This window comes from Paenibacillus sp. E194 (genome assembly GCF_000935845.1).
GTDB classification, from domain to species: Bacteria; Bacillota; Bacilli; order Paenibacillales; family Paenibacillaceae; genus Paenibacillus_B; species Paenibacillus_B alvei_B.
In genome coordinates this window covers 1-21729 of sequence record NZ_JMDX01000088.1, presented here as the reverse complement: position 1 = coordinate 21729, position 21729 = coordinate 1, and the positions used below count along the sequence as shown (strand labels likewise).

18 protein-coding genes, 1 pseudogene and 1 riboswitch are annotated in these 21729 nt (G+C 46.9%); of the genes and pseudogenes, 18 read left to right on the top strand and 1 reads right to left on the bottom strand.

Annotated elements, in window-relative coordinates:
* The 3 genes from AZ66_RS14065 to AZ66_RS14055 all read left to right on the top strand — a co-directional run.
* The coding region (locus AZ66_RS14065) for an FGGY-family carbohydrate kinase (protein ID WP_044355409.1) at window positions 1–766 on the top strand (766 nt) is incomplete at its 5' end.
* 176 nt (window positions 767–942) lie between these two features.
* Complete coding sequence (locus AZ66_RS14060) at window positions 943–2613, top strand: glycerol-3-phosphate dehydrogenase/oxidase (protein WP_044355407.1); 1671 nt, start codon at window positions 943–945, stop codon at window positions 2611–2613.
* A 244-nt stretch (window positions 2614–2857) separates the two neighbouring features.
* Window positions 2858–3757 carry a chitosanase gene (locus AZ66_RS14055; RefSeq protein ID WP_044355406.1) on the top strand — a complete coding sequence of 300 codons (900 nt, stop codon included), beginning with the start codon at window positions 2858–2860 and terminating at the stop codon, window positions 3755–3757.
* Window positions 3758–3833: 76 nt separating this feature from the next.
* Here AZ66_RS14055 and AZ66_RS14050 read toward each other — a convergent pair whose 3' ends face one another.
* Window positions 3834–4997 (bottom strand): MFS transporter, encoded by a 1164-nt coding sequence (locus AZ66_RS14050; RefSeq protein WP_044355405.1) that lies wholly within the window; start codon window positions 4995–4997, stop codon window positions 3834–3836.
* Window positions 4998–5486: 489 nt separating this feature from the next.
* On the opposite strand from AZ66_RS14050, the gene AZ66_RS14045 reads away from it, so the two are divergent.
* The 15 genes and pseudogenes from AZ66_RS14045 (at window position 5487) to eutL (ending at window position 21702) form a co-directional block, all read left to right on the top strand.
* Window positions 5487–5942: a GNAT family N-acetyltransferase gene (locus tag AZ66_RS14045; protein ID WP_044355404.1), complete on the top strand. Its 456-nt coding sequence runs from the start codon at window positions 5487–5489 to the stop codon at window positions 5940–5942.
* 401 nt (window positions 5943–6343) lie between these two features.
* Entirely contained in the window at window positions 6344–9508 is a 3165-nt protein-coding gene (locus AZ66_RS14040; protein WP_231586872.1) for a collagenase, read from the top strand.
* A 232-nt stretch (window positions 9509–9740) separates the two neighbouring features.
* Complete coding sequence (locus AZ66_RS14035; protein WP_021257975.1) at window positions 9741–10178, top strand: LytTR family DNA-binding domain-containing protein; 438 nt, start codon at window positions 9741–9743, stop codon at window positions 10176–10178.
* A gap of 12 nt (window positions 10179–10190) precedes the next feature.
* Window positions 10191–10649 (top strand): DUF3021 family protein, encoded by a 459-nt coding sequence (locus AZ66_RS14030; RefSeq protein WP_021257974.1) that lies wholly within the window; start codon window positions 10191–10193, stop codon window positions 10647–10649.
* A gap of 140 nt (window positions 10650–10789) precedes the next feature.
* Window positions 10790–11896, top strand: a complete 1107-nt coding sequence (locus AZ66_RS14025) for an alpha/beta hydrolase family protein (RefSeq protein ID WP_052648515.1) — start codon at window positions 10790–10792, stop codon at window positions 11894–11896.
* Window positions 11897–11928: 32 nt separating this feature from the next.
* Window positions 11929–12123, top strand: coding sequence for a hypothetical protein (locus AZ66_RS32650; protein ID WP_231586871.1), 195 nt, complete (start codon window positions 11929–11931; stop codon window positions 12121–12123).
* A 92-nt stretch (window positions 12124–12215) separates the two neighbouring features.
* Window positions 12216–12367, top strand: a riboswitch (adenosylcobalamin (AdoCbl) riboswitch).
* 384 nt (window positions 12368–12751) lie between these two features.
* A complete protein-coding gene (locus tag AZ66_RS14020; protein WP_044355402.1) occupies window positions 12752–13894 on the top strand; it encodes a 1-propanol dehydrogenase PduQ in 1143 nt (380 codons plus the stop codon).
* A gap of 195 nt (window positions 13895–14089) precedes the next feature.
* Window positions 14090–14446: a BMC domain-containing protein gene (locus AZ66_RS14015; RefSeq protein WP_021252539.1), complete on the top strand. Its 357-nt coding sequence runs from the start codon at window positions 14090–14092 to the stop codon at window positions 14444–14446.
* A 12-nt stretch (window positions 14447–14458) separates the two neighbouring features.
* Window positions 14459–14890, top strand: coding sequence for a EutP/PduV family microcompartment system protein (locus tag AZ66_RS14010; RefSeq protein WP_044355410.1), 432 nt, complete (start codon window positions 14459–14461; stop codon window positions 14888–14890).
* A gap of 74 nt (window positions 14891–14964) precedes the next feature.
* Complete coding sequence (locus AZ66_RS14005; RefSeq protein ID WP_021252537.1) at window positions 14965–15537, top strand: ANTAR domain-containing response regulator; 573 nt, start codon at window positions 14965–14967, stop codon at window positions 15535–15537.
* On the top strand, window positions 15530–16954 hold the full coding sequence (locus AZ66_RS14000) for a sensor histidine kinase (protein WP_021257971.1): 1425 nt from the start codon (window positions 15530–15532) through the stop codon (window positions 16952–16954). Before AZ66_RS14005 ends, AZ66_RS14000 begins: the two co-directional genes overlap by 8 nt.
* Before the next feature lie 187 nt (window positions 16955–17141).
* Entirely contained in the window at window positions 17142–18572 is a 1431-nt protein-coding gene (eutA, locus tag AZ66_RS13995; protein ID WP_044355401.1) for an ethanolamine ammonia-lyase reactivating factor EutA, read from the top strand.
* Between the two features lie 48 nt (window positions 18573–18620).
* A complete protein-coding gene (locus AZ66_RS13990; protein ID WP_044355400.1) occupies window positions 18621–19985 on the top strand; it encodes an ethanolamine ammonia-lyase subunit EutB in 1365 nt (454 codons plus the stop codon).
* Between the two features lie 18 nt (window positions 19986–20003).
* Window positions 20004–20969: an ethanolamine ammonia-lyase subunit EutC gene (gene eutC / locus AZ66_RS13985; RefSeq protein ID WP_044355399.1), complete on the top strand. Its 966-nt coding sequence runs from the start codon at window positions 20004–20006 to the stop codon at window positions 20967–20969.
* Window positions 20970–21047: 78 nt separating this feature from the next.
* A pseudogene (gene eutL, locus AZ66_RS13980) lies at window positions 21048–21702 on the top strand (ethanolamine utilization microcompartment protein EutL).
* The last annotated feature ends 27 nt before the right edge of the window (window positions 21703–21729 follow it).

Here is a 21729-nt window from a genome sequence, read left to right as displayed (position 1 = left end):
GGGAGATCAACAGGCGGCACTGTTCGGTCAAGCATGTTTCCAGCAGGGCATGGCCAAAAATACGTATGGCACAGGCTGCTTCATGTTGATGAATACTGGCGAACAGGCTGTGAAATCCTCGCATGGGCTGCTAACGACGATCGCTTGGGGGATAGACGGCAAAGTAGAGTATGCGCTGGAAGGAAGCGTATTCGTTGCAGGTTCCGCTATTCAATGGCTTCGCGATGGCTTGCGCATGATCAAGGAATCCAAGGATAGTGAGCTGTATGCAAGCAAGGTGGAGTCAACAGACGGCGTGTATGTCGTTCCAGCCTTCGTCGGATTGGGTACGCCGTACTGGGACAGCGAGGTGAAAGGCGCGATCTTCGGCCTGACGCGCGGCACTTCGAAAGAACACTTCATCCGCGCAACATTGGAATCGCTCGCTTATCAAACGAAAGACGTATTGACTGCGATGGAGGCCGATTCGTCCATCAAGCTGACAAAGCTGCGTGTGGATGGAGGAGCAATTCAGAACAATTTCCTGATGCAGTTCCAGAGCGACATGCTGGGCGTACCGGTGGAATGCCCGCAAGTATTTGAAACAACTGCACTAGGCGCGGCATACCTTGCCGGTTTGGCTGTGGGATACTGGAGCGACCGGGACGAGATAGCGGCGCAATGGAGCATTGATCGTACCTTTACACCGTCCATGCAGGAAGAACGTCGCAATGCCTTGTATTCCGGCTGGGGCAAAGCCATTGAGGCAACAAAAGTATTTAAATAAGAGCACGAATATGCTACAATTTTAAATAAGTTAATATTTAAATTCGGTTGGAGAATTGAGAACCGCAATTGCACTTAGTCTATGACTTTAGTGTTATTGCGGTTTTTTTGTTTTCGATGTGAGCATTAGCGAGTACTTACTTTTCATGCCGTCTTTACGACGAGGGGGGTTATCATATGACAACTGTTTTTTCCGCTAAGAAGCGCAAATCTATCGTACAAGCAATGGGTCAGAAGCCGCTTGACGTGATCGTTATTGGAGGAGGGATTACGGGCGCAGGGATTTCGTTGGATGCGACAACGAGGGGATTGAGAACTGCACTATTCGAGATGCAGGACTTCGCCGCAGGGACGTCTTGTCGTTCAACGAAGCTAGTGCATGGCGGTCTCCGCTACTTGAAGCAATTTGATGTGAAGACGGTAGCTGAAGTCGGCAAGGAGCGCGCCATTGTATATGAGAATGGACCGCATGTAACAACACCAGAATGGATGCTGCTTCCGCTTCATCGCGGCGGAACGTTCGGCAAATTCAGCACTGGTATCGGCTTGCGTGTTTACGACTTTCTAGCAGGTGTTAAGCGCAGCGAGCGACGCCGCATGCTGTCGGAACAAGAGACGCTTAGCCGTGAGCCGCTGTTGAAGCAGGAAGGGCTCTTGGGTGGCGGTTATTATGTAGAATATCGAACCGACGACGCGCGATTGACAATTGAAGTCATGAAGGAAGCCGTTCGGAATGGAGCCATGGCTCTGAACTATATGAAGGTAGATTCGTTTTTGTATGAAAACGGAAAAATTGTTGGCGTCCGTGTTGTTGATCAATTGGATGGAGAAGCGTTCGAATTCCGTGCCAAGAAAATTATCAATGCGGCAGGCCCTTGGGTTGATGAGCTTCGTAATAAGGATCATTCGAAGACAGGCAAGCATCTTCAATTATCCAAAGGGGTGCATCTCGTCATCGATCAGTCGAAGTTTCCGCTCAAGCAAGCGATTTACTTCGACACGCCGGATGGCCGAATGGTATTCGCAATTCCGCGCGACGGGAAAACGTATGTAGGTACAACGGATACGTTCTATAAGGCAGACCCGATTCAACCTGTCATGACGAAGGAAGACCGTGACTATATCATGAAGGCGATTCATTATATGTTCCCTTCGCTCCAGCTTACCGCAGATGATGTTGAATCGAGCTGGGCAGGAGTAAGACCGCTTATCTATGAGGAAGGGAAAAATGCATCCGAGATTTCTCGGAGGGATGAGATTTGGCAATCCCCTTCAGGATTGATCACGATTGCAGGCGGCAAACTGACTGGATATCGCAAAATGGCTGAAATGATCGTTGATTTGGTCATGAAGTTGCTCAGCCAAGAAGAAGGAATTGCGTTTACAGCTGCAATGACGAAGCAGATGCCCATATCAGGCGGGCATGTAGGTGGCTCGACCGATTTCCCGAGCTTCGTGGAGAGCAAAATGAATGAAGGCATACGAAATGGACTTGATGGGTCACTAGCCAAGCGATGGGCACGTATGTATGGCTCAAATGTGGATGTAATCTTCGACCTGGCGGATCAATATCAGAGCAAGACGGAACGAAGCGGTCTTCCGCTAGAGGTGCTTGTCCCGCTCGTATATGCCATCGAAGAGGAAATGACGTTGAAGCCGGTGGATTTCTTCATTCGCCGTACGGGTGCACTCTTCTTTAACATCCAGTGGGTACGGGATTGGAAGCAGCCGGTCATTGCTTACATGGCTTCTGCGTTCGGCTGGACGGAAGAACAGCGTAATCAATATGCAGCGGAGCTCGACATCGCACTGCATCAAGCCGTCGTTCCACAGGTGGAAGCGAATTAGTGTAATGAAGAATAACGGCTGCATGTAGAAGACGGGGGATTTTTATCTCCCGTCTTTTTCCATATTTCACAAATAAGTAAAGAATTGTTTTTGATGTAGTTTCATACTTATCAGGGGTAGCATGCCGAAGAGTAACAGTAAATCAAGCAACATTGCATCATATTTGAAGGAAGGAGATGGAATTTCGTTTGAAGTATCGCTTGAAGTATCGCATTAATCCATTATATTTGGAGGTGTTAATGGTTTGTACAACGAAAAGCCAATTATGAAAAGAACAAAATTACTGGTCGTCCTGTTCTCATTTTCTTTACTTGTTTCCATGTCCGGAATAAGTGCTCTTCTTCCATCGAAGGCTTCTGCTGCAAGCTCTCACGATGACAATTTTTCACCGAAAACGCTAAAGTTCCTTCGAGCCAATACAGGACTTGATGGCGAGCAGTGGGACAATATTATGAAGCTCATTAACAAACCCGAGCAGGACTCACTTAAATGGATCGAGTACTATGGGTACTGCGAGGATATTGATGATGATCGAGGGTATACAATCGGAATATTCGGAGCCACGACAGGGGGAGACAACGACAAGCACCCGGACGGCCCGACCTTGTTCAAGGAATTCGACGCTGCCAGTGGTGCTTCCAATCCTTCGGTTGAAGGGGGCTTGTCCCGAATTGGTGTTAATGGATCAATGAAAGGATCAATATTGAAAATTAAGGATAGCGAAAAAGTGTTCTGCGGCAAAATCAAAAAATTGCAAAACAATGATGCATGGAGAGAGGCAATGTGGCAAACCTTCTATAAGGTTTACATAAAATACAGCGTGGAGCAAGCGCGCAAACGTGGTTTCAATTCTGCTCTGACGATCGGTTCCTTTGTCGATACAGCCTTAAATCAGGGCGCAACTGGAGATTCTGGAACACTTGAAGGCGTGTTGTCCCGTTCAGGTAAAAGTACCGACGAGAAGACATTTATGAAGAAATTTTATGATGAGAGAACAAAAATTGTAGATACGAATCAATACAATAAGCCGCCTAATGGCAAGAACCGTGTAAAGCAATGGAGCCAGCTGTGGGATATGGGGAAAGCAGACCTAAAGAACGCCGACGAAGCGGTTGTTAAAGTTACCAGTTGGAAAATGAAATGAGAAAAAAAATCCCGCGTCCGAGCACGGACGCGGGATTTTTTCTTTCCTCTAAATGTGTCATTGAAATCACTTCCATCTAACTATCATCAAAAAAGCAATGAAAAGAAATGCAGCAGCCAGCTATGAATGGAGCGAACATATTCGCATCATACAAGAAGCCAGCCATAGTCGGTCCAAGAATATTCCCAACGCTCATGTAAGCATTATTCATGCCGGCTACATACCCTTGTTCATTCCCTGTCATCTTGGATAATTGCGTATTCAGGGCTGGACGAAGCATAGAGGTCGCAAAAAAAATGACGGAAGTGACAAGGAATATGCTCCAAAAATGGGCAGCGAGTAGAAGTACGATATAGGCAGTTGAAGTCAAGAGAAGAGAGCCCTTGATTACCTTCGTTTCACCGAATGACTTAATGATTTTGGCCACTAGTAAGGCTTGCATGCCCACGCCGATGATTGCACCGGTAGTAAGAATCATGGCAATATGCTGCGGCGTGAATTGGAATCGGTTTGTTACATATAAGCCAAGCACGGATTCATAATTGGTGAGCCCGAAGGTCATTATCATTACAAGGATGAAGAACATCGCATATTTGGATGTGAGTGATTTGGCATAAAGCTTGAATATTGATTCTTTCTTCGTGACAGCCGCCCGAGCCGTTTCCATCTGCTGCTTCGACAGGCTTTCAGGCAAGAATATGATGGAAAAGAGAGTTGCGGCAATGGCTGCACCCGCGGCGGTATAGAGCGGAGCTCTCGTTCCAAAGCCGGCAAGGAATCCACCTAATCCAGGCCCGACTACAAATCCGAAGGACATGGCTGCGGCGAGCAAGCTATTGCCTCTCGCACGTTCGTCGGTAGTAGTAATATCCGCTACGTAGGCCATCATAGGCGGAACAATCAGAGCTGCTGAGACCCCCTCCAGGAGCCTTGAGGCATACAGCATCCATAACGCATCACCAACGGCGAACAATAGCTTCGCAGCACTGAAAATAACAAGCCCGGCAAGAATAAACGTTTTTCTTCCATATCGATCAGACAGGCTGCCTGTAAGCGGGGACAGCAGGAATTGAGTAATGCCGTAAGCGGCAACTAGCAATCCCATCGCTTGGCCGTTTGCGTCGAATTCGATGATCAGTTCAGGCAGGATGGGCGTAATCAAGCCAACACCAACCATCACAATAAATATATTGAGCATTAATATTGCGAGTATTTTGTTGTTTTTGAGAAAGGTAACCATACGAAAGCCTCCTTACTGATGGACTGCACCACATGAATGATGATGTTCTAGCAAGTTGTAGAAACCAAAAAACCTCCTTATCCATAAAGTGCTGGATAGGAGGCAGACATGCGAACACAAAGACACACTGCTCCGCATACATGCAAAAGCCAGTAAATGTCCGTTCGTTATGGTCAAAAAGCCCACACTAATCCTATCCAGAAAAGTCGTAAAATACGATGTTTTCTTATGTGGAATCGGATTAGTAGATCATTGGCGTGAGGTCACCCTTTCAATCTTATTGCTACGGAGCATAACACACTGGTTTTTATTGGGTCAATCCATTTTTTCCTTCTTCTTTTGAATCACATCGATATAGTTGTCGCTAAAATATGGGTTGTCCGTGTATTCGTAGATTTGGTACGATAACGGAAAATAGGGCTACGACAAAGGAAACAAATGAATCCATTACAACTTGTGAATTCGTAAAAAGGGAAGGGGAATACGATCTTGCTGCAAATTATTAATTTGAAAGACCGAATGGATTTACTGGAACAGGTGAGTCGTTGGCTGTGGCAGCAATGGGCAAGCGATAAGCCGTACGAAGCGATCAAATATGCGACAGAACATCATGTCCATGTCGACCGTGTACCGATGACGTTCGTGGCTTTGCTGGACGAGCATCCTGTAGGTACGGTATCGCTGTGGATGAATGATTTTAAGTGTCGTCAAGATTTGTACCCATGGCTGGCGAGCTTGTATGTGAAGGAAGCAGCAAGGGGACAAGGAGTCGCGGCTGCGCTTGAACATTATGTTGTACAAGAGGCAAAGCGGCTCGGATATGATAATTTATACTTGAACACGAATCATATTGGATTTTACGAGAGACAAGGTTGGGAGTTTGTAGAATCAGCGCCGCTGCTGGAAGGTGGTTATAAACGAATTTACTGTAAAAACTTGACATAATTATCGATAGGGCAGCGGAGAGCTGCCCATTATTTTTGCTAAAAAAAGATAAAACACCTCTTAAATTCCAAAAATTTACGATTTATTCATTGGGTGTTTTCTCTAGTTATATGAAAAGAGGACTGAATTTGTGTCAACTATTTTAGAGTGGTTTCGTTATTATTAGCAAAATTCGACAATCATGATGAAATGGGTGAAAGCGCCCTTGTAAAGGTTTCCGAGATACGAATATGCATGGTCTTCGTCCTAATTTTGGGAAGAACTTGTTGGTTCTAAAGTTCTATGCAGAAAGAAAAACAGGAATAAAGCTGCATGACTGTAGCTCTGTGTGACGCCGATATTAGGTTTATCGTTCATCAATCGTGAACGTACACCAATACACACATGGGGGATAACTGCAGATGAAACAACAGGTGAAACAACTGACGAAAAAACAGAAGAAACAACAGAAGAAACAGCAGATGAAACAACAAGCCTGGATGAAGTGGACTTCAATTCTATTGGCGGCCACTGTCGCGACGGGGAGTACAGCGGGCTTCGCAGGGGCTCAGGAGCGAGGATTGCAGGTTCGCGAAGATGCAGTTCAATCTGGAATTCACAATGTAATCGCAAGTCAAGATCCTTCTGTATCTGATTTGCCGCTTGATACCGAAGGAAGGCTGCCGATGGCAGAACAGTCTGAAGATCCAGGGATCCCGGAGCCGCCTGCCCGGGCTTTGAAGAGCATAAGCAAACAGTCGACATACAGCATGGCCGATTTGAATGCACTGTCGTATGAGGAGCTTACAGATCTGCTCGTAAGCATTGATTGGGCAAAGATTCCTGAGTTGTTCAAATTGAATGAGGATACTCGGCGTTTTTATTCGGACGAAAATCGCATGCAAGCGATCATTGATCGGCTGGAGGAGAGCGGAAAACGATTTACGACCGAGGATATGCAAGGCATTCCAACGCTGATAGAGGTACTTCGTTCCGGTGTGTACCTGGGGTATTACAATAAGGAGCTGAGTCGCCTTAATGAGCTGGAGTTCCGTGAGAAAATGCTGCCTGCCATGAAGGCGATTGTTGATAATCCGTCCTTTACTTGGGGAAATGAAGTTCAGCATTCCGTTATTTCGGCAACGGGCAGACTGATTTCTAACGTCACGGTCGATACGTATATCGTCAACCGGTTGACCGGGTTATTGTCAGACTTTACTGATCGCCAAGAGCAATTGGGTGGTAATTTCTTGTCTGGAAAGGCCTTCTACGACGTAATCCAGGGTGTTGGGTATGTTCTGATGTATCGTATGATTGAGCCGGATCAGAAGGCCGAATTCAAGGGCAACATCGACGGATATTTGGAGCAATTATTCCGTTTGGGGAGCGAAGGTTCCACAGCAGAGGATAAGCAATGGCTGACCAGCAATGCGATTTACTATTCTGGCGCACTTGGGCATTATCATAGCGACCCGCAGAAAGCGAACCGGGTGCTGACGAACGTGATGCAGACGAAGCCGAAGCTTGGGGAGCTCTATTTTGTAGCAGCTGATCAGATTGCACGGAATTACGATGAGAAGGACGCTTACGGCAACCGGGTTGATATAGACGAACTGAAGAAGCGCGGGAAAGAACATTATCTGCCGCAGCGAGTTGAGTTCGATGACGGTCAGTTTGTGATCCGGGCGGGGGGCCAATTGACCCAAGAGCAGCTTCAACGCCTATATTGGGCGGCGAAAGAAGTGAAGGCTCAATTCCACCGGGTCATCGGCAATGATAAGCCGTTAGAGGTGGGAAATCCGGACGATGTGCTTACGATCGTCATTTATAACAGTCCAGATGAATACAAGATGAACAAGTTCTTGTACGGGTACGACACGGAAAACGGCGGTATTTACATCGAAGGGGTCGGTACCTTCTTTACGTATGATCGTACGGAAGATCAAAGTATTTATAGTTTGGAGGAGTTGTTCCGGCACGAGTTCACCCATTATTTGCAAGCACGCTTTGAGGTGCCGGGCCAGTTTGGCCAAGGTCCGTTGTATAAAGGCGGGCGCATGCAATGGTTCGATGAAGGTGGAGCCGAATTCTTCGCTGGCGCCACGCGAATGGAGGGTATTCAGCCCCGCAAGTCGGTTGTCGGCTATTTGGTTGCTGACGAGCCAGGGCAGCGCTACACTGTATCGGATACCGTAAACTCGAAATATGGATCATGGCAATTTTATAATTATTCTTTTGCACTATACGATTATTTATATCATCATGATTTCACGGCTATGGATCGGATTCATCGTGCGATCCGGAACAATGATGGGGATGCTTATGAGCAGCAGCTCGAATCCATAAGCGGTGATGCGCGCTTGAACGAATCGTATCAACGCTCCATTGAAGAGAAGGTTGCACGCTATGACAAATTATCGGTACCGCTTGTGTCAGACGACTATTTGCAAGCAGTAGAGCCGAAGCCGGAACTTGAAATCTACGATGAGATCACGAACTTGGCTGGACTGAGCAACAGAAGCGTTAAGAAAAGTAATTCTGGCTTGTTCAAATCGTACGAGCTGCGCGGCACTTATGTCGGGGGTGCTTCTGCAGGAGTAGAACAAGATTGGCAGACGATGAACAAGTTGACGGATGGCTTCCTGCAAGCTTTATCAGACAAACCATGGAACGGATACAAGACGCTTACGGCATACTTTACTAATTATCGTGTTAATGATGAAGGCAATTTCGTTTATGATGTTGTGTTCAATGGCAAGCTTCCAGAAGGTGCAGACGGCGGGGATGTAGAATTGCCGGACGGCGGCACCAATCCTGGAAACGGCAACGAAGGCAACAATGGGGATAAAGACGGCGATCAAAAAGACACTGCGGATCGTGAGCCAAACGACACATGGAAGACAGCTGTTCGCCTCGACGATACAGGAAAAACGATTTCCGGTAAATTGAGCAATAAGGATGCGCTGGATATTTATCGTTTTGACGCGAAGCAGGCAGGGGAATGGGCGATCGAATTGGAATCGGCGCAAGAACTTGGAGTAGCTTGGGTACTATTCCATGAGTCTGACCCGAACAATTATCAGGCCTATCCGACTAAAAGGGAAGGGAACAGCTTAGCTGGCTCTATATCTGTTTCGGAGCCGGGAACCTATTATTTGCACGTATATGCGGCAACAGAAGGAGATCAGTCGTATCGTCTGTCTGTTAAGTCGGAAGCGCAGCAACAGCCTGAATCAGAGGTGTCTTTATTTGAGGAGACTGAACCGAATGATGCGCCTGACATGGCAAACGGGCCGGTTCCAGTAGGCCGGACGGTAAATGGAACGCTTGAAGGAGACGACCAGCAGGATGTGTTCATGATTGACTTGGACAAGCCAACCTCGTTGAACATTGGATTGGAAAAGCAGCAGGGCGAACACGTAAATTGGGTGTTGTACCGCGAGGGAGATAACGAGCAGGTTCTGTATCCTATTGATATGGACGGAAATTGGATGAAGGGTCAAGTCGAGGCAGAGCCTGGCCGGTATCATTTGTATGTGTATAAATTTGCCGATGAGGATGTACGTTACAAGCTCGAAATTCAATAATATTTAATTTCATAACAGGTAAGTTGGTTACCGAAGTGCTGCTGTAACCGAAAAAGCGAGCGTGTCCTCTTAATTGAGCGGCACGCTTTTTTTCATTTATCAAGCGTTTTTCAAAATATATTTCCAATTTTATGAACCACAATTATACTTAGTAGAGTGAGTTTGGTGTAAGGAAATGAAAAAGTAGCGATGACCGACAAAAGGGCAAAATAGGCGGTGAAAAACAATAGTTATGAAAATATCAATCGAAGAAATCGATATTCAGAAGGAAGAAGAAATTATTATACGATGTCATGAAGTCACTGATGAAATCATGAGTCTGATACAACGGATAAAACTGAAAAACAAGATGCTTATGGGCTTTCAGGAGGATACGATTCACCAAATCAAGCTCAGCGATGTGTACTATTTTGAATCGGTGGATAACAAGGTATTTATGTATTGCAAGGATAAGGTGTTTGAAGCCAAACAGAAGCTTTACGAGCTCGAACAGATAGTTGAGGGGAAGAAGTTTTTCCGCGCATCGAAATCAAGCATTCTCAATATCGCGAAAATATCGTACATCAAGCCGTCCATCAGCGGCAGGTTCGAGGCGAGAATGGATAATGGAGAGACGGTTATGGTGTCGCGTCAATATGTGCCGATTCTGAAATCGATGCTTGGTCTATAGGGAGGGACGAACATGAATGTTTCAGAGATTGTAAAAAGCTTTGTAAGAAATTACTTGCTTGTATTTGCAGGCATTGTCATATTCATCACCCTGCTGAATCATCTAAATATATGGGTAGACGGCTCGGATGCTTCGATATTTTCTCTCGGTTTCCATCATATATACGCAATCATGATATGCGCTTTGGTGGGTGTCTTGCCAAGTCCTTTGTTCTATTATTCTGCTGATGATACAAGCGAAAAGGGAATGCGGTTGCGAATTTTGATCCATTTTGTGATCTTGGAAGTAGTGCTGCTTATTTTCACGAATTGGATGGGTTGGGTAACGGGAGTAGTTAACACAATGATACTCGCATTTGAAATCGCAATTATCTCCCTGCTTGTCCGTTGGCTTGAATGGAGCAGTGACAGGAAGGTCGCAATGGAAATCAACGAGAAGCTACAAAAACTAAAAAATGATGAAGAACAATAAGACGGGAGGCAGCAGCTTACCTCGTCTTTTTTACAGCTTACTTTGTTATTCATACAGCATAGTGTCGTTCATATTTACTCTGCACCAATCGTTATGTATGCTGATGCTGCACGAATGAAGCAGAGGGGGCTTGGATTTGGATGATAGGAAACATCATATTGATTATTGCTGTTGTTTGTGAAGTAGCATTTGCAGTATTCCGCATTTGTACAAAGTCATATCAGAAAAAAATTAAAGCCATAATAAGGATTGGCGCGTTTGCAGCATTCCTAATTTTCACACTGGCTTCGGTCATCGAGTGGAGCTTCCGTTGGATGGGACTTGGATTGTTGCTGTTTGTCTGGGCGCTTCTTGGAGTGTGGACGCTCATACGCAGCAAAGAGGAGCACAAAGAATATAAAAGCAGCCGCGTTATCAGAAATGCTATTGCTATGCTTATGCTCGTCGTCATCGCTATAATTCCTGCTCTCGTATTCCCGCAGTATCATTTGCTACCTGTTACGGGGAAATATCAAGTCGCAACCGCAACATACACCTATGTTGACAAAAATCGTATCGAACAATTTACAGATACAGGAGAAAATCGGCACGTTAATGTTGAGTTTTGGTATCCTGAACAGGCAGATGGTACCTATCCGCTGTTGGTATTCTCTCCTGGTGCATTCGGCAGCAAAGAAAGCAATTATTCAGCCTATATGGAGCTTGCGAGCCACGGGTACGTAGTATGCTCTATTGATCATCCGTATCATTCTTTTTATACGGAGTCCGAGGACGGAAACAGGGCGTTCATCGATCAGGGATATATGCAGGAAGTCTTTGGTGCCAACAAGGGAACATACACGGTAGAGCAGACCTATGGGCTTAATCAAAAATGGATGAAGCTCCGTACGGATGACATGAATTTTGTAATCGATACGATTTTAGGAAAAACAAAAACGAGCAGTGACAAGGCGTATCAACTGGTGAATACCCACAAAATAGGTCTGTTCGGACACTCTATGGGTGGAGCGGCAAGCACGATGCTTGGCAGGGAGCGTGATGATGTTGGCGCCGTTGTCAATATCGATGCCCCAATGATTGGCGAGCTCGTATACAACAAGGAGACCGATGATTTTGCGGCAAGCAACCAGACCTATACAACTCCGCTTCTTAATATCTATTCTGACGCTGTGTGGGTACAGCTCCTACAGCGCAACAGCAAATCTCCTTATGCAGCTAACAAGGTTATTGATAAAAAGGTAAAGTAGTGCATACCGTCCATTTCCAAGGAGCGGAGCATTTGAGTCTTACCGACCTGTCCCTCATTTCCCCGCTAATATCCAATATGCTGCAGGGCGGCAGGGTGGCAGAGATTGATCCCTATTACTGTCTTGAAACGATGAATCATATTCTAGTACAATTTTTCGATAGTTATCTCAAAGGGCAGGGCCGCTTCACATCTGCCGGGACATATTGCCGGGCAAATCACTCTTAACGATTTCGATCCTCAACTTTTATCTTTTTTCATATTGCGCTTCAGATCGTTTGTGCTATAATAAATGTCGAATGGACGACCATTCACGTCATGCACAACAGAAGAAGTTATAGACAATGGAAGTTTGGTGCAAATCCAACACGGTCCCGCCACTGTAATAGGCCGAATGCTCGGTCTTAAGTCAGGTCTTTTGTCTAGTAACTTTGCCAGGCCAGTCATTTCGAGGCGAAAGTGACTGGTTTACAAGTCTAGTGACGATTGCGCCTCACTAGGCTTTTTTATATTTTTCGAAGGCAGTCGACAACGCAGTCGAGTTGCCTGGTGGTCGCCGCCGAATATACGAAGTTGTACAAGCGAGGCAAGCGGGACATTCTTCAACGAAGAAGAATCAGATGCACAATGACGTGTATGTCCCAACTTTTTCTTACAGAGATATGTCGTAATGATGAACTCGACCCTATTGAGGTTGACGCATGTTTGCGTTACGATGTACAGTATAGATGATAATTGAATGATAAGTTGCACAATGGCGTGCACACGACATAACAAGCAAAGAGGCTTTTTGAAGGGATCTATCCCTTTGAGAGGCCTCTTTTTTTGTTGCAACTACTCGTTGGAGGTGCTTTACGTGGATAAACTTTCGATCAAAGCCGATCTCTATATGGGGCATGGCGCACTGGATCGTCTGATGGAATGGCGTAATAAGCGGATTTTCATCGTTACCGATCCATTCATGGTTAAATCAGGGATGATCAACATGGTATTCGATCGGCTTCATGAGAGCAATGAGCAATACATTTTCAGCAATATCGTACCCGATCCTCCTGTTGAAATCGTAACCGAAGGTGTTGAGGCATTGGGTGCGTTCAACACAGATTTAATTATTGCAATTGGCGGTGGGTCTGCGATTGATGCGGCTAAGGCGATGAAGCTGTTTGCGCAGAAGCTGCTGAACCAGCAGGAGATTCCGTTTGTCGCGATTCCAACAACAAGCGGAACAGGATCAGAAGTGACTTCGTTCTCTGTGATTAGTGACAAGCAGAAAAATATCAAATACCCACTTGTATCCGATGAGATGCTGCCGCAAGAGGCGATATTGGATCCGGAGCTGGTCAAGAGTGTGCCGGACTTCATTACGGCAGATACCGGAATGGATGTATTGACGCATGCGATTGAAGCTTATGTGTCTACAAAAGCGAATGATATATCCGATGCGCTTGCCGAGAAGGCAATTAAGCTGGTGTTTGCTTACTTGCCACGTGCATATAAGGATGGCGGGGATCTAGAAGCACGTGAGAAGATGCATAATGCCTCCTGTATTGCGGGAATGGCATTTAATATTACTTCGCTCGGGCTTAACCATGGGATTGCGCATGTCGCAGGAGCCAAATTCAAAATTGCGCATGGCCGCATGAATGCAATGCTGCTCCCGCATGTTATTGAATTCAATGCGAATTATAAGCCAGGCTATGGCAGGGAAGAGAGCACATCTGCAGCGGTTCGCTATGCAGAAATCGCGAAGAGCTTGGGTCTATCCGCACCGAATCCGAAGAGCGGTGTACGCAGCTTGGTGCAAGCTATCAAGCAGCTGCAGAAGCAATTGCAGATGCCGCAGACGCTAAAGGAATGCGGAATTGAACGGGCGCTGCTGGATGAAATGAGGGAGTCGATTGCCGAAGGCGCGTTGAAAGATGGCTGTACAGCGACGAATCCTCGTGTACCAACAACTAGAGATGTGGCTGAAATTTTGAACAAAATGTTTCAATCGTAGGTTTGCGTCGAATTTTGTCTGAATGTGTATTGACAACGTTTGCAGTATTAAAATATAGTAAAGGTAACACAACGGCGTGTTGCATACAAAACCAAGCAAAGAGGCTTCTTAAAATTCCTGTGCGAACTTTTAAGGGGCTTTTATGTTTTTTTACAGCAATTTCACGTGTTTCTGACATGAGAGTGAGATGATGGTATGGAGCAACACACTGAGAAACAACGCGTTATTCAAGAGTATGTGCCTGGTAAACAGGTCACGCTGGCTCATATTATCGCGAATCCGAATCCAGATATCTATAAGAAGCTGGGATTAGGGAATGACGCACATGATTCAATCGGAGTCATGACGATAACACCAAGTGAGGCGTCCATTATTGCAGCGGATATCGCGACGAAGGCGGCTGGCGTACAGATTGGCTTCGTCGATCGCTTCAGCGGATCACTCGTCATTACAGGCGATGTATCCTCTGTCGAATCCGCCATAAGTGAAGTGCTGTTTGGATTGCAAAATATTTTAGGCTTCTCAACTGCTGCGAACATAACGAGAACGTAGGTGAAGAAGCTGATGAGAAAAATTATTTTCGCCGGGAGTACCGGTTCTGGCAAGACGACACTGTGCCAATGGCTGCATGGTCAAGAAATTGCCTATAAAAAGGCGCAAGCGATAGAAAGCTTCGACCAAGCAATCGATACGCCGGGCGAGTGCATCGAGAACCGATATTTGTACAAGATGCTGCTCGTATCGAGCGTAGATGCTGACGTAATCGGGCTTGTGCAAGATTGCACGAAGGAAGATAGCTACTTTCCACCCGCCTTTGCAACTGTATTCGCCAAGCCGGTCATCGGTGTGGTGACGAAGGTGGAACTGGCCGAATCGCAGGAGCAAATCGCACAAGCGAGAGCTCATCTGCAAGCGGCTGGTGTGGAACAGATATTCGAAGTCTCGACAATAGAGAATGTGGGAGTGGAGGCGCTTCAGCATTACTTGGAAGCGTAAACGGCTGATTCTATTTCAAGAGGCGCAATACCAATAGACAAGCAAATAACGGCAGACAATGAGGTGCATGACACATGAATGGAAAAATTGTAATAGTCGACGATGAACCTATTACAAGAATGGATATTCGTGAGATGCTCGAAGAGGCGGACTACAATGTAGTAGGCGAAGCTTCCGATGGATTTGAAGCCATCGAATTATGTAAGAAGCATCTGCCTGACCTCGTCATCATGGATGTTCAAATGCCTATCCTCGATGGGCTCAAGGCTAGTAAACGAATCTTATCAGAGCAGCTGGCAGGAGGAATCATTCTCCTGACCGCCTTCAGCGACAAGCAGACTATCGAGAAAGCCTCGGCTGTCGGTGCGCTTGGCTATCTGGTAAAGCCGCTTGATGAAAAGTCGTTCATTCCTATGGTGGAAGTGACCATTGCCAAAGGCAAAGAGATACGCAAGCTGGAACAGAATCTATCGAAGCTGACGCAGAAGATGGAAGAGCGCAAAGCAGTGGAGAAGGCGAAAGGGATCTTGATGAAGGAAAATGGCTATACCGAAGAGGAAGCCTATCAAACCCTGCGCAAATTAAGTATGGATAGACGATGTCCGATGATGGAAATCGCAACCACGATCGTCATGTCCTATGATTGATTTCAAAGAACGAATCAAGCAGCTGTGCAGACTTCATACGGGGTTGTCTGAAGCGGATATAGCGTGGATATGCGAAATTGCGGAGTCTTTTGAACATACCGAGGTGCAAGACGATGTGTTCATTGATGTACTGTCCAGTGTATCGAACGAGGCTATCGTCGTCTATCATCGCCGTCCGAGTGAACGACAGTCCTTGTATGAGCGTCCAGTTACGGGAGAAAAGGCACTGCGCGAGAATGAGCCAGGCGTTCTGAGAACACTAGAGACTGGCATTATGTCGCAAGGTCTCGTCGCCAACACGCAGGAGAATCATCTTGTTCGGCAGACGGTATATCCGATGAAAAATCAAGATGGCGTCATTGCAGTTGTCATTTATGAAAAAGATGTGAGTGACAATATTCAAGCTCATTTCAATATGGCGGGAGCGCCGTATGAAGATGGCGAGATGTCTTCTATGCTGACGGCTATGCTTCGCTTCAAAGATTCGCTTATCAATCAGTTGGAGGACGCTGTTCTCGTGTTTGACAAGCATGGATTTTTGAAGCTCAAAAATAAGCAGGCGGATGCGTATTATAGACAACTTGGCTATTTGGAGGATATACAGGGCTTGCATTATGACAATTTGTCGCTCGATCAGACGATGTTCTCCGAGGTGATGAAGCAGCATTCATCTTCACCATGTTGTCCATTGACGACAGATGTGAAGGCTGCAGGCCGATACTTCCAAGTGAAGCGGCTATTCATTGAGGAGAAGGATCTATGCGTAGGCGTCATTCTGCACGATGTAACCGAGATTAAGGACAAGGAAGCAGAGATCATCTCGAAGTCGGTAGCCATTCGTGAAATTCACCATCGAGTGAAGAACAATTTGCAGACGGTTGCATCCCTGCTGCGCATTCAAGGCCGACAGTGCAAGAGCCCTGAGGCTAAGAAATGTCTGGATGACAGTGTCAGTCGGGTATTGGCAATTGCGGCTACTCATGAACTGCTATCGACGGAAATCGATGCACAGGTAGATCTGCTCGATGTCATACGGCTCATTGCATCAAATATTGAGCGCTGCTTCGTCCATTGTCATGCTATCAAAGTGAACATCTCATCAACAGACAGTATTTGCTTAGATAGTGATCGTACCGTAGATATCGCGCTGATTGTAAGTGAGCTGCTGCACAATAGCTATGAGCATGCGTTCGGGGATTGTACAGAAGGTGAAATCACGATCAAGGCGCAAGTCGAAGGAGGTCTTGTTACCGTCGTTGTTGCAGACAACGGAACAGGATTCGTGGTAGAAGAAGCTTCTCGCAAGAGCTTAGGGCTATCGATTGTTCGCAGCTATGTGAAGGATAAGCTGAAAGGGAAGCTCACGATTGCATCAAGTGATAAAGGCACGGCTGTTACATTTACGTTCAAAAAATAAATATTCGAACTACAAGGGCGTAGTTTTAGAAGCAAAGAGGCTTAAAGTCAACCATATCCGGTGTGAATCGGAAGTGGTGCTTTAAGCCTTTTTTGTTCGAATGGTGTTGTTCGAATGTTACCACAATGCGATTCAGGAACTATGCCCAGTGGAGTTAAACGGAAATCAATCGGTGGGGGTGAGGAAAGTGGAAGAACAATTGCTGAGTGTAGGCATCGATATGGGGACTTCTACGACACAGATTGTGTTATCTAAGCTTCACATTCAGAACATGGCATCTTCCTTCACAGTGCCGCGATTGGTCATTACGGACAAAGAAGTTGTATATCGAAGCGATATTTGCTTCACGCCTGTAATGGAGGACAATCGCATCGATATGCAGCAGATACAGGTGTTTATTGAAGAACAGTATGAGAAGGCTGGCATTCGCAAGGAAGATATTCAGACAGGTGCGGTTATTATTACGGGGGAAACAGCTCGCAAAGACAATGCCAACGAAGCGGTTCTGTCGCTAAGCGGTTTCGCTGGAGATTTCGTAGTTGCGACGGCCGGTCCGGATCTGGAGAGCATTATCGCTGCGAAAGGTGCAGGTGCCCATACGTATTCCAAGGAGCATTCGACTTCCATCGTCAATATCGATATTGGCGGCGGTACGAGCAATCTGGCGCTATTCGCTAGCGGCGATCTCATCGATACAGGCTGTCTTGATATCGGTGGACGGCTCATTAAGGTGGATCAAGCCACACATGAAGTGACGTACATTGCACCGAAAATTAAGCAGCTGGCAGAGCAGAGAGGCATTAAGCTCGCACTCGGTCAGCAAGTTACTCCAGCCGACTTGGAGCCGATTATCGGAGAGATGGTCAAGCTGCTCGAAGAGAGCGTTGGCCTGAGGCAGCCCGGTGACTTCTATGACACGATCATCACGAACAAAGGGATCAAGCTGGAGCGTTCGATTCCGTGCATTTCTTTCTCCGGTGGCGTCGCGGACTACATTTATGAAGAGGCGACGGGCGATGTGTTCCAGTACGGTGACATCGGCATCTTGCTCGGCCGGGCCATCGCAGCATCTCCACTTACGACGCAGATGACAGTGGCGAGATCAGCTGAGACCATCCGAGCAACCGTAGTTGGAGCAGGGTCTCATACGACGGAAATTAGCGGCAGCACGATTACGTACACGGAAGAGAGCTTCCCGATTAAGAATATTCCGATTCTGAAGCTTTCTTCGGCAGATGAGTCGGGAAGCAGTGAGACTCTGGCGCAGGCGATTGCCGACAAGCTGAATTGGTTCAAGCTGAACAATGATCTGCAGCGGGTTGCGATCGCATTGGAAGGGAAAAAGAGCCCCAGCTTCCTGGAGGTTCAGAAATATGCGCAAGGGCTGTATCAAGGCATGTCCGAGCTGCTTGAGCGGGATTATCCCCTCATCGTGATCGTTCATCACGACATGGCGAAGGTGCTGGGACAGACGCTGTACGCCTTGCTTGACTACAAGAAGGATGTTGTCTGCATCGATAGTGTTGTGGTTGATAACGGTGACTATATCGATATCGGCAAACCGATTGCGAATGGCAAGGTATTGCCAGTCGTCATTAAAACCCTCGTATTTCATTAGGGGAAATTATTAAGACAAATTGATATTGAGTTGGAAGGAGGAGCTTTTGTGATTTTAAAAACGAAGTTGTTTGGCCGCGTGTATCAGTTCAGCAACCTTATGGAAGTTATGGCAAAAGCAAACGAGGAAAAATCAGGGGATACACTGGCTGGGCTGGGTGCTACTTCGTCCGAAGAGCGTGTAGCTGCGAAGGTAGTGCTCTCCCAAATTAAGCTGTCGGATCTGCGCAACAATCCAGCCGTTCCTTACGAGGTAGATGAGGTTACCCGCATTATCCAAGATGGGGTTAATGAGCGCATTTACAATGAAATTCAAAACTGGACCGTTGAAGAGCTGCGGGAGTGGATCTTGAATGAGAACACGACTGAATCTGACATCAAGCGCGTATCTCGCGGGTTGACAGCCGAAATGATTGCAGCAGTTGCGAAAATTATGTCCAACCTTGACCTGATGTACGGTGCGAAGAAAATTCGCATTGAGGCTACTGCCAATACGACGATTGGTCGTGCAGGTACGTTGTCCGCACGTTTGCAGCCGAATCACCCAACGGATGATCCAGACGGCATTATGGCATCCCTTATGGAAGGCTTGACCTTTGGTATCGGTGACGCCGTACTTGGTCTCAATCCGGTTGACGACTCTGTAGAGAGTGTAACGCGTGTATTGAAGCGATTCGAGGAGTTCCGTCAGAAGTGGGAGATTCCAACACAAACATGTGTATTGGCTCACGTTACCACGCAAATGGAAGCGGTGAAGCGCGGCGCGCCGACAGGACTTATCTTCCAATCGATCGCCGGCTCTCAAAAAGGGAATGAAGCATTCGGCTTCAATGCCGACACGATTGCGGAAGCGCAGCAGCTTGTCTTGCAGCACGGGCAAGTAGCAGGGCCAGACGTCATGTACTTCGAGACAGGACAAGGCTCGGAGCTCTCTTCCGAAGCCCATCACGGCATTGACCAGGTGACGATGGAAGCACGCTGCTACGGTTTTGCGAAGAAATACAATCCGTTCCTTGTCAATACTGTTGTTGGATTCATCGGGCCTGAGTATCTGTACGATGCGAAGCAAGTCGTTCGCGCCGGCTTGGAAGATCACTTCATGGGCAAGCTGACAGGCGTCTCCATGGGTTGTGATGCTTGTTACACGAACCATATGAAGGCTGACCAGAATGACTTGGAGAACTTGGCTGTGCTCTTATCTACAGCAGGTTGTAACTTCTTCATGGGTATCCCGCATGGCGATGATGTCATGCTTAACTATCAGACAACGGGCTATCATGAAACCGCGACGCTGCGTGAATTGCTTGGCTTGCGTCCAATCCGCGAGTTCGAACAATGGATGGAGAAGATGGGCTTCATTGAAAATGGCAAGTTGACGAAAAAAGCCGGAGACGCATCCGTGTTTCTTAAGTAGGGAAAGGAGGAAGCTCACATGAACGAAAAAGATCTAAAATCGATGATTGAGTCGATATTGAACGAAATGGTAGGAAACGAGACGGTGCCGGCTGCAGAAGCAGTGAAGGAAGTCGTCACGAAGGCAGTGGAAGTGACTGCTCCGCAAGAGGGAAAAACGGAGTCTGCCGTAGGTGGGCTGGTACAAGCCACCATGCCTGCAGAAGAGCAACTGGACGATGGCGAATGTCTGGATGATATTACAGATATCGATCTGCGCAAGCTGCTGCTTGTACCGGATCCAGAAGATCGCGAAGGCTACTTGAAAATGAAAGAAAAAACACCTGCACGCCTTGGCGTATGGCGTGCAGGCCCACGATACAAGACAATTACGTCGCTGCGCTTCCGTGCTGACCATGCTGCAGCACAAGATGCCGTGTTCTCCTACGTGTCTGAGGACTTCGTAAAGGAAATGAATCTTGTGCCGATTGCGACAAAATGTCGGGACAAGGATGAATATATTACGCGCCCTGACTTGGGACGCCAATTCTCGGATGAGACGATTGCGACGATTAAACAGCGTACGACCAATCAAGCGAAAGTTCAGATTATGGTTGGCGATGGCTTAAGTTCTGCTGCGATTGAAGCGAATTTGCGCGACATCATTCCATCCATTACACAAGGTCTGAAGATGTATGGTTACGAAGTCGGCAATATCTTGTTTGTTAAGCATTGCCGCGTTCCTTCCATGGATGTCATTGGCGATGTAACAGAAGCGGATGTCGTGTGTCTGCTCGTTGGCGAACGTCCAGGATTGGTTACCGCTGAATCAATGAGTGCCTACATCGCTTATAAGCCGACGGTAGGTATGCCTGAAGCGAGACGTACGGTTATCTCCAACATTCACTCAGGCGGTACGCCTGCAGTTGAAGCTGGCGCGCATATTGCGGAACTGATCAAAACGATGATTGACCGCAAAGCATCAGGTATTGATTTGAAACTGTAGCGTTCATTCCAATGTCGTTCACTAATCACGACATGTTGAACACGCAATTTATAAGCTATCGCAAGGAGGAAGGCACGTATGAGAAACGAACCGATTCATGCAACGGTGCTCGGCATGAAGCTCATTTCCAACGTAAGCCTGGATATGGCAAGCAAGCTGGAGCTGAAGCCGCACCATAAGAGCTTAGGTATTATTACTGCTGACATTGATGATGTCACGTACGTGGCATTGGATGAAGCGACAAAAGCAGCAGCCGTAGATGTTGTCTATGCAAAAAGCATGTATGCCGGATCGGCCAATGCTTCAACGAAGCTTGCAGGCGAGGTCATTGGTATTCTGGCAGGACCCAATCCAGAAGAAGTGCGCAGCGGCATGAGCGCCGTTGCGGATTTCATCGAGAGCGGGGCGCATTTCGTGAGTGCAAATGAAGATAACAGCATTACGTATTTCGCTCACTGTGTATCCCGTACAGGAACGCACTTATCCGAGACAGCAGGCATCAAGGAAGGAGAAGCGATCGCTTACTTAATCGCTCCTCCACTTGAAGCAATGTATGCACTTGATGCAGCACTGAAGGCCGCAGATGTGACAATTGCCGCTTTCTTCGGACCACCTTCCGAAACCAACTTCGGTGGTGCATTGCTTAACGGGCAGTCAATCGGCCTGCAAGGCGGCATGCGATGCGTTCGCAGACGCTGTTCAATTCGTCGCAGACAATCCGACGAGTTATTAAGGTAACGGGCGATGAGAAATAGTGCAT